A 13031-nucleotide genomic window follows, 5' to 3' on the forward strand; every position below is an offset into this window, starting at 1 on the left:
AGTCGGGCAATAAATGAGTTAACTCAATAATGAGTGCACTCATTCTACTTGTCAACTGTTCGGGACAGACTCTCGGCGATCGGTTCGGCAGCGCGGCATCGGGTATGCGCGAGGTGGTGCCGCTGTTCGCGGCGGCGTCGCCGACGGCCATACGAGGAGGTCGAATTGGATATCGAACGAGGAAACACCAAGCATGGGCCCGCTCACGACGAGGAGCTGGCCGACGAACTGGACAAGGCCCTCAGAGGCACGGGCCGGGTCGAGGACTGGCGAGAACCGGAACCGCTCTCCGGCGACGACGCCGAGACCGACATCCGATCCGACTACAGCAAACGCGCGTTCCCCGACCCTGCTGCCCCGCAGTCTCGTGGGGCCGTACCCGACGGCGATGATCGCACGGCAGCGCCGCTGATCGGCACAGGCGGGCTCGCCGACCTCCCGAACGCCGTCGTCGCGGCGGTCTTTCGTACGGCGGCGAGCGTGCGGCACGCGCGGGTCTTTCATCCGCGGGGAATCCGCCTCGCCGGGCGATTTCGGCCCGCGCGGAAGTACGAGCCATGGTTCGGTGCGGGCGATCGGGCGGTCATCGCGCGACTGTCGAAGGGATTCGGCAGTCCGGTCGGGGTGCCCGATGTCCTCGGGTTGGCGTTTCGGGTGCTCGACCGCGACGATCACCCGTGGGACTTCGCGTTGGCGACCACCGGCCGCGGCACCCTCGGCCGATTCGTGTTCACTCCGGCGCGCAGCTGGTCCACCGCCTGTTTCGGCTCGCTGCTGCCGTACCGATTCGCCGACGCGGCACCGGCGTGGCTGTTCGCCGAGCCACTCGACGCAGAGGCGCTACCGAACACGGCATCCCTGCAGGCAATCGGTGACTACGTCGACGACCAGGTGATTCGCTACACCCTCACCGCCGATGGTCTCGGCGGTCCCGCCGAGACCATCGGTGAGCTGGATCTGCGCCGAGCCGAACCGGGTGAGCACCGCACCGATTTCTTCGATCCGGTCCTCAACCATCCCGCCGAGGTGGCGCTGGTCCCGGACGTGGTCAACCGGCTCCGCGAGAGCGCCTACCTCGGAAGTCGGCGCGGCCGCGACGACGAGGGGTCACAGCCCCGGACCTGAGCGGAACGTGGTGTCGGCGGCGGGGACGATCCGATGATATCGATCCGCCGGCGGTTTCCCGGTTTGCCGGGCAGATCGCCGGGTAGGCGGCAAACGGAAAGTCGTCCCGAACCCAGGAGGTGTGTCATGCCGCAGCAAACGTGGAGTGCGAAACGCGAACGGCAGTACAAGGACATCAAGAAGTCCGAGCGCGACCGGGGGCGTAGTGAGAAGCGTGCCGAGGAGATCGCCGCGGCCACGGTCAACAAGACGCGGTCCCGGCACGGGGAGACGAAGGGATCGGGCAGCAAGTCTTCCTCGGGTTCGTCCCAGAAGCGCGGTGGGCAGCAGCCCCAGGGGAGCGAGAAGACCCGCGATCAGCTCTACGAGGAAGCCCGCCGCCGCAATATCGACGGCCGCTCGAAGATGAACAAGCGGGAACTGGCCCACGCGCTCGGTCGCGCCTGACCCCGCTGCGAAAGGGCTCGCCATGCAGATCGGATTCAAACTGGCGGCCGAGGCCTTCGACCCGAACGAACTGGTGCGCCAGGCGGTTCGGGCCGAAGCCTGGCTACCGGAGTGACCTGCCCGATGATCCGCTATCACCCCGCGATCATCGCCCAGGCCGCAGCGACGACCGCGCTGCTCTCCGACGGGCGGTTCACCCTCGGTATCGGGTCGGGAGAACGGCTCAACGAGCAGGTGCTGAGCGAGCTGCCCAATCCGGCGAACTTCGCCGCCGCCACGACCACTGTGCGCGTGGAGGACATGCTCGACGCCATGGTGTGCGGCAGCGATCCGAAACACTGGGTCGACGCGGTGCGCGAGGCGGTCGAGGCTGGCTATGACCGGGTGGTGCTGATGAACGCCGGACCCGACATGGACGCGTTCCTCGATTTCTTCCACGGTGAGCTGAACGATCTGCTGCGCGCGGAGGTCTGAGAGAGGCAGGGACGGTGATGCGAGTCCGCACGTCCGGGTGGCGTGAACGCACCGGCGACACCTTCGTCGTCGCGGCGAAGGACTGCCGGCCCGAGACGGTGGCGCCATGACGGCCTATCCCGGTGCCGCCGAGTACATTCCGGACACCGATGACCTGGACGCGGTTCGCGCCGCGGCGGACCGGTGTCATGGCTGCGACCTCTATCGCGACGCCACGCAGACCGTCTTCGGGGAGGGCGCGTCGCACGCGAGCACGGTCCTGGTCGGCGAGCAACCCGGCAACGACGAGGACCTCGACGGCCACCCCTTCGTCGGTCCGGCCGGCCGCCTGCTCGACCGCGCACTCGACGACCTCGGCGTCGACCGTTCCGCGCTGTATCTCACCAACGCGGTCAAACACTTCCGCTTCGAACAGCGCGGCAAACGACGCATCCATCAGCAACCCCGTCGCGCCGAAATCGTCGCGTGCGCCCCCTGGCTGATCACCGAACTCGACCTGGTCGCCCCCGACCTGGTGGTCTGCCTCGGCGCGATCGCCACCCGCGCGGTCCTCGGCCCGCACGCCGAGGTCACCGCACTGCGCGGGCACACCGTGCACCTCGACCACTTCCGGGTGGGCGTGACTGTTCATCCGTCCGCGGTGCTGCGGGCGACCGACCGCACACGGTCCTACCCCGAATTCGTCGACGACCTGGCGAAGGTGTTCGAGATCCGGTGAAAGGGCCGCGGCGGATCAGGTGTGCGAAGCGAGCACCGAGCCATCGGCACGCCGCCGCGTTTCACCGCCGACGTTCATCCAGGCGAGTCATTGTGCGATCGTTTTCGCCATCGACAGCACCAGTTCGACCGCGAACCGCACCGTTTGATCGAGAACCTCCGGCGGATCGCCGTCGAGTTGCCGATGGCTTGTCCGCACGTCACTGCGCGAGACAACGCAGAACCACACCGATCCGGCGGGTTCCCCGTCCTGTGGTCCCGGGCCGCCGACGCCGGTGGTGGCGACAGCGATATCGGCGTCCATCAGGGCCCGGACGCCCTCGGCCATGGCCGTTGCGGCGGTTTCGGAGACCACCGGAACATCGGGAACGTGGAGTACGCGCTGTTTGACCTCGGTGGAATAGGCGACGATGCCGCCGCGGAACCACACGGCGGAATTCGGTGCGGCGCCCAGCGCGGCGGCGACCTTGCCCGCGGTCAACGATTCGGCGACGGCTACCGTCAGCCCATTTCGTTCGGCCAGATCAGCGAGCTGGTCTGCGATCGCGATCATGGTCTCCTTCGCCAGTCGGGTCGGGATGTCGGTCCGATCGCCAGCCTAGTTCCGACGGCGCGACACGCCAGTGAGTCCCGACGACTATGACGCGCTGCTGCTGCCCGGCGGCACCACCGATCCCGACAGACTGCGCCAGGATCCGTCCGCGGTCGGCTTCGTGAAGGAATTCGTGGCCACCGGCAAACCGATCGGCGTGATCTGCCACGGCCCATGGACCCTCGTCGAGGCCGACGCGGTGCGCGGCCGCACCCTCACCGCGTATCCCAGCGTGCGCACCGACATCCGCAATGCGGGCGGCACCGTTGTCGACACGGAAGTGGTCGTCGACAACGGCCTCGTGTCGAGCCGCAACCCGTCCGATCTGCCGGCCTTCTGCGCCAAGATCGTCGAGGAATTCGCCGAGGGCAAGCACTGACCATCCATGCCGACCTCGCCGGCTACCACCTTCCGGTCGATGCCGATGTCGGCGAGATCGACTCCTGTTGCGTCTCGGGACCATGACGAGCCGATGGCGGCCTCGGATTGAGCATCGCGGAACGGGGTACGGCGTGGATGTGGCCGCTTCGAGCGGCAGGGACGACCTCGATCCGGCGAGAGCAGGTAGTGACATGACTTCGATGGATCCCGACCCCGCGCGCATTCCCGATCTGGAACCGGGTGGCGGAGTGCCGCCGGGGTCGACGCCGCCGGAGACGGCACAGACCTCGGGACTATCGGCTCCCGAGCCTCGTACCCGACGTCGGTTCCCACCGACGGGCGTGGCGGCGATGCTGGTGACCGGTGTGATCGTGGCCGTGTTCGTCGTGGCGGCGATCGCCGTGTTGTTGCTCGTGTTGTAGTGCGGGCCGAACTGCCCGGCTTCGTGAGGTCGTCGTCCGACCTCACTATCCAACGGATGATCGACCTAGCCCTGCGGGGTCGGGCGGGCGCCGAGCGCGAGGTCAGCGAGTCGCGCCAGTGATTCCCGGTTGCGTGGGGCGAGCAGCAGTGCCTGGATGCGCGGTGGGACGAGCCGACCGGGACCACGGGTCGCTCGTTCGTGCATCGCGATCTCGCACGAAGAGGGCCCGGTGGAACGCAGCTCGAGCCGGATGACGGCCGCGCCGAGCGGCCACATCCTCGCGTCGAGTTCGATACTGTGCGGTGGATCGATGGCGCGAACGCTGGTGGTGTCCTGGATGGTCAGCGGCCACGGGCCGACACTGTGGTGAATGCGTGCGCCCACCCGCGGCCAGTCTTCGTCTACCTGCCGGATGTGCGAGGCGCCGACAACCCAGCTCGCATACGACCAGCCGTCGGCGAGCACGGCGAACACCGCCTCGTCCGAAACCGGTATCACGCGCGTCACCTGGACCATTGGTCTCTCCTTTACTCGGTTGTGGTGGGCCGGGTGTCAGCCGGCCGGATATTTCTGCGCAGGTAGCAGGTTCGCCAGGTGCGCGGCATCCTCGTTGCCCACGATCGCGGCGAGGCCGATCTCGCCGAACATCGCTGGTCTGCCCGTGTCATTCGGATGTGCGTGTTCACTGTGCGGACTTATCGGCGCGGATCGCGAGCCGGACCGGGTCGATCGGCATGCTGAACGTTCCCTGTCGCTCAGCTGCGGTCCCCGACGATGGCAGACGATGTTCGGTCGACACGGATCACCACCACCTCCTCGATGTCCTGTCCGGGCGCGATGTAGCCGCTGTCCCTCAGCCACGCGGCACGGGCACGCATGACCGGGCCGAACGGCACCTGACCGGCGAGGACCACCTGGGCGTCGGCGCCGCGGGCGCGCAGCTGCGAGAGACTCCGGTCCGGGTTGCTGATCGCCGAGTGCACGATCAACCCGACCCCGCGTTCGGTGAGCAGATCGGGCAATGTCGAGCAGAGGCGGTCGAGCACGCTGCGGCCGTCGGGGCCGGCGTCCCAGGCCAGGGCGGCGCCGTGTGCGCTGGTGTCTGCCGCCGGGACATACGGCGGGTTTGCCAGCACGACGTCGAATCGCGGCAAGCGTGAGGCGACACTGAAGTCGCCGTGACGCAGGTCGACCGCGATACCCCGCAGTCGGCAGTTCAGCCACGTCGAGATCAGCGCGGGCAGCGACAGATCGACGGCGGTGAGGCTGCGCGCGCCCGCCGCCGCGGCGGCCACGGTCACTACCCCGGTGCCCGCGCACGCGTCGAGCACGCGGGCCCCGCGAATGCTCGGCAGGTCACCCAGTGCGCGGCACAGCAGCCAGCTGTCGGCGCGCGGACGGTAGACCCCTGGTACTCGGATCAGGCGCATTCGAGCGTCCTGTGGATGATTGTCATCTCGGTTCTCCTCGGGGTTGAACGAAGTGGTTCTGCCGACCGAATGCCCCCACCGCGAGCACGCAATCAGCGTGTCGCCGAGCCGATGGCGATGCGCGTGCCGGACCGCGACTTGCTCGTGCAGCGACGTCGTGGGACCTCGATTCGACGGCCGGGCTCGGCTACCCCGAAACCGGGATCTGTTTCGGTCAAGAAACCGTCACACCACGTCTCACCTACACAAACAGTCCCACTTGTCGCATCGTCGATGCGGGCTCGAGAAGATTGTGCTGAAATGGGTGCTACCGGTCGATCTTGAGCGTCACAGGAGCGAACCGGGGCGGTAGCAGGTCTGCCGGTGCCGAGGAATCGAGTACTCGATGAACTCCACCCGCCATTCACATCCCTGGTTGAATTCGATACCCGCGGAGTCACCGCGGGCGCGTCAACGTTTGAGCGCCGACACCGAACTGCGCGGGCACACCACCATCTTGGCCGTGCGCGGCACCATCGACGCCCACACACTCACCCGTTGGCGGCGGCTGCTGGAGTCGGCGATCAGCGTGACCGCGATCGACGGTGGCAAGCATCTGATCGTGGACCTCAGCGGCGTCGAGTTCCCATCGCTGCGCGCGATTCTGGCGATGGCCGAACTCACCCACTTCGCGCATCGACGTCTCGTGGAGATCAGCGTGGTCGACGCGCGACCCTACGCGGTCGCCGGGCGCGTCGTAGCGGTTACCGGCCTGGCCGAGTGGCTGCCGGTCTACGCCGACCGCGGTGAAGCGCTGGCCGCGACCAAGACCGATCCACCCTGCCTTCCTGCGATCAGCGCACGCCCTCAGCGCGGACCAACCGAGGGACGATCACGACGACGACGGCCGTGGTTCGCCCCGACCCCGTCTATCCGTTCCTGAAGCCCGCCGGGCTTCCCGCTGCAATCGAGAACCGTCATGTCGCACCCGCTCGATCGTCCACCAGCACCTGAGGACGACCTCGTCGTGTCCTGGCCCGATCCCAGCCCGCTGCAATCGTGGTGGGACCAGGTCATGGGTGAGCACGTCATCGCACCCGTTTCCCGCCGCCACAGCGGTCGGAGAGCATCCCGCGACGGTTCCGACAGGCCCAGCAGTAGATCCGTGGCGTGATCGACGGCATCGGCGGTGAAACGACCAACATGATCAGTCCGCACGGTGTGGTTCGTTTCGAGGCACGCTGACGCTGTGGACAGCGGTTGCCGGGACCGTGGTCTGGGACAGCGCCCGGAGAGGACGCGCTGGCCCCGGCAACCGCTCGCCGGCCGGTCGGGAGGGTGTCCATCCCGTTCCCGGCGGCGGTCTGTGGTGGTCGTCAGGACCGGCGGCGCCGTAGGAACAGCCAGACCGCGATCCCGGCCACCGCCGCGACTGCCACCGGTATCACGGGCCGTCGGGCGACATCGGCGGCTCGCCTGCCCTGTGCGGCAACCGGTGGCGGAATCGAGGATTCGATCCTCGCGGCGGACTGCTCGGCCTTGTCGATTGCCTGTTCTGCCTTGTCCCGCGTCTGGTCCGCGGTGTGCAGGGTCTGGAACTTCGCGTCGGTGATCCGTCGCTTGGCCGCCTCGGTCGTCTCGTGCACCTTGTCCTTCAGCTCGGGCACGGATCGGGTGTGCTGGATGCTGGGCGGTCCGGTCCGGGTGTTCGCCATGGCGTCTCCTCTCACGTCTGCCGGCCGTCGCGGGTTGTCAATGTCCCCGGGGTTCGGTGAGCCCCAGCCCCTCCTTGGCTTTGATGCGCCGATGCTCGACCAGGAGCCAGGTAGCTCCCGCGCCGAGGAGTACCACGGCCGCGACGGCGCCGATGACCGCCCATCCGGTGAACCCATACCCGGTGGCGGTCAAGCACAGGCCGAGCGCGATGACGCCCAACGCGGACAGGACGATTCCGGGAAAGTTGTAACCGTCTGCGAGACCCTCGCCTGCGTGGCTGCGGGTCGTGCGGGCGTGATCGGGGAATTCACCGTCGGCACGGTCGGCGCGCTCCGGCACGGAACCTGGGCGCGGATTCGGATAAGCCATCGACAACTCCCTTCGAGTGGGACTGGGTATGTGCGGGCCATACCCCGTGGATCGAGGATCAATCGGCGGTGCGCGACGCGCGGAAAGGACATTCCAGCCATGGAGGATCGGGCACTGTCGAGTGTGGCCCTGACTGTCGATTCGGACTCGGCGGACCGGGTATCGCTGCGATGTAACCCGACGAGAGAGGATCATCATGGCAATCTGCGATACCTGCGGCAATGACTACGACCATGCGTTCACTGTCAGCCGCGACGGCGAGAGCTGGGCGTTCGACAGTATCGAATGCGCTGCGTCGAAAATCGCGCCCAGCTGTGCGCACTGTGGGTGCCGCGTCCTCGGCCATGGACTGGAAACCGCGGGCGCCGTGTATTGCTGCGCGAACTGCGCCAGGACGGCGGGCCACGACGCATTGGTCGACAGCGCGTAAAGAACGGCCGATCCGCTACGTGTCGCTCGGCTCCAGGGCCTCCTCGGCCTGGAGATGCGATCTTGTGGGCGGCTGACGCCCCGCCGAGGGATCTGGCAGCGGGGGTTGCGGCGTGGGAATCGGGGGTATCGGCTCACCCGGCTCGGGCCGCGATGGGATCGGGTCGGAGGGCCCCGGCGGGGGCGGGTCCGGGGCGGGTCCGGGCGGGAAGGGCGCTGGCGGCGGAGGCTGGGTGGCTTCGATCGGTGTCATGATCAGCTCCTGGAAGTGGTGGTTATCGACGCCGCGCACCGACGGCAGCCGCGGGTGCGCGGCGTTCTCGACGACGAAGGGCACGAACGTCCGCTTCGACGTCCTGGAGCGGCACTGTCACATCGGCATGCTCGGGAACATCATGTTCCACATATCGCGGAGCATCCGCATCATCTCCATACACACGACATCTCACCTCCTCGCCTGGTGGTCGCCCGGCTGTACCCGGTTTGTCTCGGGGCCCGGTCCGTTGCCGGTCGCCGAGGCATCGGGTGGTTCCGCGTCCCGCCATTCCTCGGCCGTGCCGGGCAGGGTGCCCTTGATGGTTTCGTCCAGCTCGTGTGCGAGCTCGTCGTCGCGGGCGGGACCATGTTTGGTGTTGCCCCGTTCGATCGTCATGGCTGCCTCCTTTCTCGATGTCAGCGGTGCCGGACCAGGGCGGCGACACCGTCTTCGGACGGCACTCCGCCGGAGACGATGACCTCGGCGCCGGTCAGGATGGCCGCCACCGGGAGAGCTTCGTCGGCGCGGCAGGTCTGACGAGGCGCGGTGCTGCCGGTCCAGCCGGCGGGTGCGTCGAGGGCGACGCTGACCTGGGCCCGATCGGCACCGACCAGGACGGTGCGGTCGCCGAGCCGGTCCGGGTCGATCAGCAACCGATCGACCCTGGCCATGCGCAGCGCCTCCGCGGTCGCGACCAATCCGGACACAGCGAACCCTTCGGCACGGGCGATCTCGGCGGTGACGGTGTCGCGCACCCTCTCGATATCGTGACGAGCGGCTGCTGCCACGACCTCACGGACAGCGGCGTCGTGCTCGCCAGGCGGCACCAACTCCACGTGGTCACGCAGCAGCGGCACCAGATACGGCAGCGGGGAGACCCGCACTACTTCCTGAGCGGGCGGTTCCGGCAGGTACTCGTCGAGGTGCACCGCGCTGCCATCGATGATCAGCACCCGCCCGCACCGGCCCCGGGCAGGCGGACCTTCGGCCATAGCCTGATCGAACAGCGCGATCATGTCCGCATCTGCCCCGGCCGCTCGCAGACGAGTGCTGATGGACTGTCGCCGCTGTTCCCATTGTTGCGTGGCATCCTCGGAGTCGTGTGACGCATCCATGTACACGACCGCGAATGGCCCGCGCCTTTCCGCGATTTGTCGAATGGTCTTATCGGTCACAGGGGGCGCTTACCCGGCTGCGCCCACCCGAATCGGACGAGATCCAGTTCGTCCTCGGCTCGGGGCAACAGCCCTGTTTGACAGCACCGACGCGGGGAACTCGTCGGGAAATCAGAACGCGTCCACGCGGCGGCGTACTCCCGAGCGGTTGGTCGAGCGCGGTGGGCGGGACATCCCGAGGAGGCACCAGTGCAGTTTCCGAACCCACCTCGATACCTCGCCGGATCGGCGAAAGGCGTTGACGGCGAACCCGGTGCGCCTGCGGTTCTGCACGACCACCGTCTCGTTCTCGCGCTGGCGGATCCGGGTCTGCGCAGGCTGTGCCGATGCGCGGCCGGGCTGTCTCCGCGCGCGCAGTGGCGGCTAGAGGCGGTCGCCGAAGCGTTGCGCAGTACCGAAATCGACGGCGATCCGAGGACGCGTCAGTCGCCGGGCACCTCCTCCTGGTGATCCGGCGGGACCAGAAAGGTCCGCAGATCATCGACTTTCGACTCGACCCGCTCGATGTTCTCGGCATCTACGCGAAATATCCAGTGTTTTGCTCCGAGGAGCGCGGACACAGGAGAGTATGACCAGCCGTCTCCGCAGCTGCGCGCGGCCGGCCTGGGCCGCCCAGCGATTCCGGGTCCATTCCGACGTGGCGTCCGCGGCGGCGCGACGACATCGTTGGTCTCGGATCGCCTGTCGCCGGTGGACCGCCCGACTGATTGTGTCGGCCAATGGTGACCTGCCGGTCGATCGGTGCGGTGGATAATCCAGGTATGACCGATCGAGCGGAGACTACCGAGACCGAGCGTGCTCGCGTCGAGCGAGTGGTGGGAGTGGGGGATCCCCTCGTCGTCGGTCGGTTCCGGTACCGGTTCGATATGCATCAGTGGGAGTGGTCCGACGAAGTCGCGCAGATGCACGGCTACCCGCCAGGGACCGTGCCCACGACCGAGCTGCTGTTATCGCATAAGCACCCCGAGGACCGTGGCCGCGTCGAGGCGATGATCACCTCGGTCGAGGACGGTGCGGCATTCTCCAGCCGACACCGCATCATCGATACCCACGGACGGGTGCACGAGGTGCTCGTGGTGTCGGATCTGATGCTCGACGAGTCCGGTGCGGTGATCGGGACCGAGGGCTACTACATCGACGTCTCGGAAACCGCGAACGAGTACCGGCGCGAGATCATCGACAACACGCTGCCCCGCCTGCTGGAGGCTCGTGTTGTCATCGAACAGGCGAAGGGCGCGTTGATGCTGGCCTATGGCATCAACGCCGACCAGGCCTTCCGTGTCCTGCGCTGGCGCTCGCAGGAGACCAACGTCAAGCTGCGGATCATCGCCGAACGTGTGGTGGCCGAGCTGCCGTCCGTTTCCGGCGACGAGGTGAAGCTGCGGACCCGGTTGGACCATGTGCTGCTCACCGTGCACCAGCAGCCCGAAGCCGATCCGCTCGGGTAGCCCCGCGCGCTCAACTCACACGTGGCTCTGCTGGGCGAGGTCGTATATGGCGTATTCCGCCCCGATGACTTGCTCGACTCCCCACTCGGGCAGTCGCGCCAGTAGCTGGTCGCCGATTTCTGTGCGCCGGTTCGGCTCGCTCCCGCGGTGTGCGGTGTCGACACCGGCTACCGAAATGTGTGGACGTCGGCGCCCCGTATGCATCCGATCGGCCGACTCCACAATTCGGTGATGCCCGCCCCGGTGCTCGTCAAACCGTGCTCTTTTCCTGCTCCAGAGGGCTCAGCAGGGAGGTTCGGTTCGCGTTCCAGTCTCCGAGTACATGCTCGGTGAAGCGGTGTTCCAGCAGATTCGTGGCCTGTATCCCGAACACGACCTGTCGTGCCTCGTCCGGCTCGGCACGCAGCAGATCGGCGATCACCTCGCGGCGCATCACCTGTTCGTGTACCGCGTCGGCCTCCACATGCTCGGTGTAGAAACGGACACACGCGGGATGGGGGAGCAGGGACCGGGTGATGTCGGCGAGCCGCCGCGACGCCGGCGACGAGGTGATCTCGGTGGTCGCGAAATGCCCGACAGACGCCGCGCGCAGGTCACGGTGCAGGCCGAACAGCGACATCATGTCGACCAGGACCACCATCGGGGCAGGGACGATATCGAGATAGTGCAGGTAGCGCGGGTCGAGACCGCGCCGGCGAGCAGGTCGGCGAACAGCCGCGCGTGCACCCGCTCGCCCCGGCCACCGCCGAACTCGTCGAATTCGACCGCGACCAGCGCCGCCTTCGCTTGCCCGCGCAGTCGCGGGATCACCCAGGCATACGGGTCGGCCTCGATGTGGTGGTAGATCGAGCGGTGGACGAAGTATTCGCGCAGGTGATCCGCCGTGCCGCGCTCGGCGAGGAATCCGGCGATGCCTTCGTCGTCACGTGTCGGTTCTAGCAGTCGATCGAGCTCGGCGTCGACGTCGTCACCGCCGTCGACATCGGCGCGCAGTGCCGCGAGCAATTGCTGTTCCAGACAGCCGCGCAGCCCCAGTAGCCCAGGATCCCATTCCCACCGGGGATCGACGTCGGCGAACCCCTGGTAATGCAGTTCGTAGCAGGTGTGCAGGGCCAGCGCCGAGTCGTCGTCGTAGGGATCCAGGTCGCCCGGCCGTGGGCGGTGTGGAACCCGGTGGGCGCGTGAGTAATTCGACGATCCCGGCGGACATCTCACCACGGGGGCGCGGCAGTGGGCGTCGCGGTGCGAGTGCGGCGGTCATCGCGTTCGGTCCGGTCGCTCGCCGCGATGCCTGCGTCGATGGCTCGTATCGCAGAGCGGGTATATCGAGGAGCGGTGGCACAGGCACAACGCGACCCGGAATCGGTCGCAGTGCACGACCCTCCCGTCGGTTGTCACGAGGTCGACGGGCCCGTCGATGAGCGCGGGGCCGCCCTCGACGAGCACAACCCGCCGCGGCTCAGCGGCGGTCTGCGATGACGGCAGACAATGTTCGGTCGACACGGATCACCACCCACTCCTTGTTGTCTCTGCCCGGATACGATCCACCGTGGACGATCGCGGTGAGGCTGCGCGCGCACACCGCAGATCCGGGTCCATGTTCGCTCCTTCGAGCGATAGCCGTTTTCGTCGTTCCCAACCGGGTCCGGCGTGCACACACCTGATGTTCTTGTTTGTGGCCGGTTCTCCGGGCAAACCGCGAGATGAGGTGATGACAATGGGCGACAAGCGCACGATGGACGACCGGCCAGGCAAGCAGGCCATGCGCTACGCGGCGGCGGTCATTACGCTCGCGGCGCTGTTCTGCGCGGTCGCCGCCGTGTGGGCGGACCGGCGGAACGAGTGCGCAGCCGCCGCGACCACGTTCTGCGACGGTACCGCGCAAGCGGCGATACTCGCGGGACCCATGACGATCCTGCTGCTCGGCGGTGTCGGTGCGTTCGTGCGCACCATCGGGCAGTGGCGTCGTGGCCTGAACTGGCAGGTCTGGCAGGGTGCCGGCTGGTTCCTTTTCCTCCTCATGACGGCCTATGGCGGAATCGGGGCATCGTCGATCGCGGGCTGACGGA

General features: G+C 67.5%; 16 protein-coding genes and 3 pseudogenes. 10 read left to right on the forward strand and 9 right to left on the reverse strand.

Going from position 1 to position 13031, the window contains the following annotated elements; all coding sequences use genetic code 11:
• The first annotated feature begins 165 nt into the window (after positions 1-165).
• The 4 genes and pseudogenes from NV348_RS30705 (at position 166) to NV348_RS30720 (ending at position 2764) form a co-directional block, all read left to right on the forward strand.
• On the forward strand, positions 166-1125 hold the full coding sequence (locus tag NV348_RS30705; protein ID WP_447149983.1) for a phosphodiesterase: 960 nt from the start codon (positions 166-168) through the stop codon (positions 1123-1125).
• 126 nt (positions 1126-1251) lie between these two features.
• Positions 1252-1572, forward strand: coding sequence for a plasmid stabilization protein (locus NV348_RS30710; protein ID WP_447149984.1), 321 nt, complete (start codon positions 1252-1254; stop codon positions 1570-1572).
• A 22-nt stretch (positions 1573-1594) separates the two neighbouring features.
• Positions 1595-2046 (forward strand): annotated as a pseudogene (locus tag NV348_RS30715) (LLM class flavin-dependent oxidoreductase).
• A 106-nt stretch (positions 2047-2152) separates the two neighbouring features.
• A complete protein-coding gene (locus NV348_RS30720; RefSeq protein ID WP_447149985.1) occupies positions 2153-2764 on the forward strand; it encodes a UdgX family uracil-DNA binding protein in 612 nt (203 codons plus the stop codon).
• Between the two features lie 87 nt (positions 2765-2851).
• Here the strand turns inward: NV348_RS30720 and NV348_RS30725 are convergent, their stop codons facing one another.
• The gene (locus NV348_RS30725) at positions 2852-3316 is read right to left on the reverse strand and encodes a CinA family protein (RefSeq protein ID WP_447149986.1); all 465 of its coding nucleotides are present in this window, start codon (positions 3314-3316) and stop codon (positions 2852-2854) included.
• Positions 3317-3386: 70 nt separating this feature from the next.
• On the opposite strand from NV348_RS30725, the pseudogene NV348_RS30730 reads away from it, so the two are divergent.
• Positions 3387-3734 (forward strand): annotated as a pseudogene (locus NV348_RS30730) (DJ-1/PfpI family protein); the annotation flags it as partial.
• 193 nt (positions 3735-3927) lie between these two features.
• Positions 3928-4158, forward strand: a complete 231-nt coding sequence (locus tag NV348_RS30735; RefSeq protein WP_447149987.1) for a DUF6480 family protein — start codon at positions 3928-3930, stop codon at positions 4156-4158.
• 65 nt (positions 4159-4223) lie between these two features.
• Here the strand turns inward: NV348_RS30735 and NV348_RS30740 are convergent, their stop codons facing one another.
• Both NV348_RS30740 and NV348_RS30745 read right to left on the reverse strand, forming a co-directional pair.
• Entirely contained in the window at positions 4224-4676 is a 453-nt protein-coding gene (locus NV348_RS30740; protein WP_447149988.1) for an SRPBCC family protein, read from the reverse strand.
• 239 nt (positions 4677-4915) lie between these two features.
• A complete protein-coding gene (locus NV348_RS30745) occupies positions 4916-5590 on the reverse strand; it encodes a HemK2/MTQ2 family protein methyltransferase (protein ID WP_447149989.1) in 675 nt (224 codons plus the stop codon).
• A gap of 457 nt (positions 5591-6047) precedes the next feature.
• Here NV348_RS30745 and NV348_RS30750 point away from each other — a divergent pair, with 457 nt between their 5' ends.
• Positions 6048-6512 (forward strand): STAS domain-containing protein, encoded by a 465-nt coding sequence (locus NV348_RS30750; protein ID WP_447149990.1) that lies wholly within the window; start codon positions 6048-6050, stop codon positions 6510-6512.
• A 433-nt stretch (positions 6513-6945) separates the two neighbouring features.
• Here the strand turns inward: NV348_RS30750 and NV348_RS30755 are convergent, their stop codons facing one another.
• Together NV348_RS30755 and NV348_RS30760 are read right to left on the reverse strand one after the other, a co-directional pair.
• A complete protein-coding gene (locus tag NV348_RS30755) occupies positions 6946-7284 on the reverse strand; it encodes a hypothetical protein (RefSeq protein WP_447149991.1) in 339 nt (112 codons plus the stop codon).
• A 37-nt stretch (positions 7285-7321) separates the two neighbouring features.
• Positions 7322-7654, reverse strand: coding sequence for a hypothetical protein (locus tag NV348_RS30760; RefSeq protein ID WP_447149992.1), 333 nt, complete (start codon positions 7652-7654; stop codon positions 7322-7324).
• A gap of 196 nt (positions 7655-7850) precedes the next feature.
• Here NV348_RS30760 and NV348_RS30765 point away from each other — a divergent pair, with 196 nt between their 5' ends.
• A complete protein-coding gene (locus NV348_RS30765; RefSeq protein WP_447149993.1) occupies positions 7851-8084 on the forward strand; it encodes a metallothionein in 234 nt (77 codons plus the stop codon).
• Between the two features lie 444 nt (positions 8085-8528).
• Here the strand turns inward: NV348_RS30765 and NV348_RS30770 are convergent, their stop codons facing one another.
• Both NV348_RS30770 and NV348_RS30775 read right to left on the reverse strand, forming a co-directional pair.
• The gene (locus tag NV348_RS30770; protein WP_447149994.1) at positions 8529-8735 is read right to left on the reverse strand and encodes a hypothetical protein; all 207 of its coding nucleotides are present in this window, start codon (positions 8733-8735) and stop codon (positions 8529-8531) included.
• Between the two features lie 20 nt (positions 8736-8755).
• A complete protein-coding gene (locus NV348_RS30775; RefSeq protein WP_447149995.1) occupies positions 8756-9292 on the reverse strand; it encodes a hypothetical protein in 537 nt (178 codons plus the stop codon).
• A 983-nt stretch (positions 9293-10275) separates the two neighbouring features.
• Here NV348_RS30775 and NV348_RS30780 point away from each other — a divergent pair.
• On the forward strand, positions 10276-10962 hold the full coding sequence (locus tag NV348_RS30780; protein ID WP_447149996.1) for a PAS and ANTAR domain-containing protein: 687 nt from the start codon (positions 10276-10278) through the stop codon (positions 10960-10962).
• Positions 10963-11212: 250 nt separating this feature from the next.
• On the opposite strand, the pseudogene NV348_RS30785 reads toward NV348_RS30780, so the two are convergent.
• Together NV348_RS30785 and NV348_RS30790 are read right to left on the reverse strand one after the other, a co-directional pair.
• Positions 11213-12180 (reverse strand): annotated as a pseudogene (locus tag NV348_RS30785) (iron-containing redox enzyme family protein).
• A gap of 39 nt (positions 12181-12219) precedes the next feature.
• Entirely contained in the window at positions 12220-12465 is a 246-nt protein-coding gene (locus NV348_RS30790) for a CDGSH iron-sulfur domain-containing protein (RefSeq protein WP_447149997.1), read from the reverse strand.
• A gap of 214 nt (positions 12466-12679) precedes the next feature.
• Here NV348_RS30790 and NV348_RS30795 point away from each other — a divergent pair, with 214 nt between their 5' ends.
• Positions 12680-13027, forward strand: coding sequence for a hypothetical protein (locus NV348_RS30795; protein ID WP_447149998.1), 348 nt, complete (start codon positions 12680-12682; stop codon positions 13025-13027).
• The last annotated feature ends 4 nt before the right edge of the window (positions 13028-13031 follow it).

This window comes from Nocardia fodinahabitans (assembly GCF_052983615.1).

Excerpts from the sequence above, each read along its gene's own strand:
- NV348_RS30770 (WP_447149994.1), bottom strand. The coding sequence starts at position 8,735 with ATGACGATCGAACGGGGCAACACCAAACATGGTCCCGCCCGCGACGAC.
- NV348_RS30710 (WP_447149984.1), top strand. The coding sequence starts at position 1,252 with ATGCCGCAGCAAACGTGGAGTGCGAAACGCGAACGGCAGTACAAGGAC.
- NV348_RS30795 (WP_447149998.1), top strand. The coding sequence starts at position 12,680 with ATGGGCGACAAGCGCACGATGGACGACCGGCCAGGCAAGCAGGCCATG.
- NV348_RS30745 (WP_447149989.1), bottom strand. The coding sequence starts at position 5,590 with ATGCGCCTGATCCGAGTACCAGGGGTCTACCGTCCGCGCGCCGACAGC.
- NV348_RS30720 (WP_447149985.1), top strand. The coding sequence starts at position 2,153 with ATGACGGCCTATCCCGGTGCCGCCGAGTACATTCCGGACACCGATGAC.
- NV348_RS30725 (WP_447149986.1), bottom strand. The coding sequence starts at position 3,316 with ATGATCGCGATCGCAGACCAGCTCGCTGATCTGGCCGAACGAAATGGG.
- NV348_RS30740 (WP_447149988.1), bottom strand. The coding sequence starts at position 4,676 with ATGGTCCAGGTGACGCGCGTGATACCGGTTTCGGACGAGGCGGTGTTC.
- NV348_RS30755 (WP_447149991.1), bottom strand. The coding sequence starts at position 7,284 with ATGGCGAACACCCGGACCGGACCGCCCAGCATCCAGCACACCCGATCC.
- NV348_RS30760 (WP_447149992.1), bottom strand. The coding sequence starts at position 7,654 with ATGGCTTATCCGAATCCGCGCCCAGGTTCCGTGCCGGAGCGCGCCGAC.
- NV348_RS30735 (WP_447149987.1), top strand. The coding sequence starts at position 3,928 with ATGACTTCGATGGATCCCGACCCCGCGCGCATTCCCGATCTGGAACCG.
- NV348_RS30765 (WP_447149993.1), top strand. The coding sequence starts at position 7,851 with ATGGCAATCTGCGATACCTGCGGCAATGACTACGACCATGCGTTCACT.
- NV348_RS30780 (WP_447149996.1), top strand. The coding sequence starts at position 10,276 with ATGACCGATCGAGCGGAGACTACCGAGACCGAGCGTGCTCGCGTCGAG.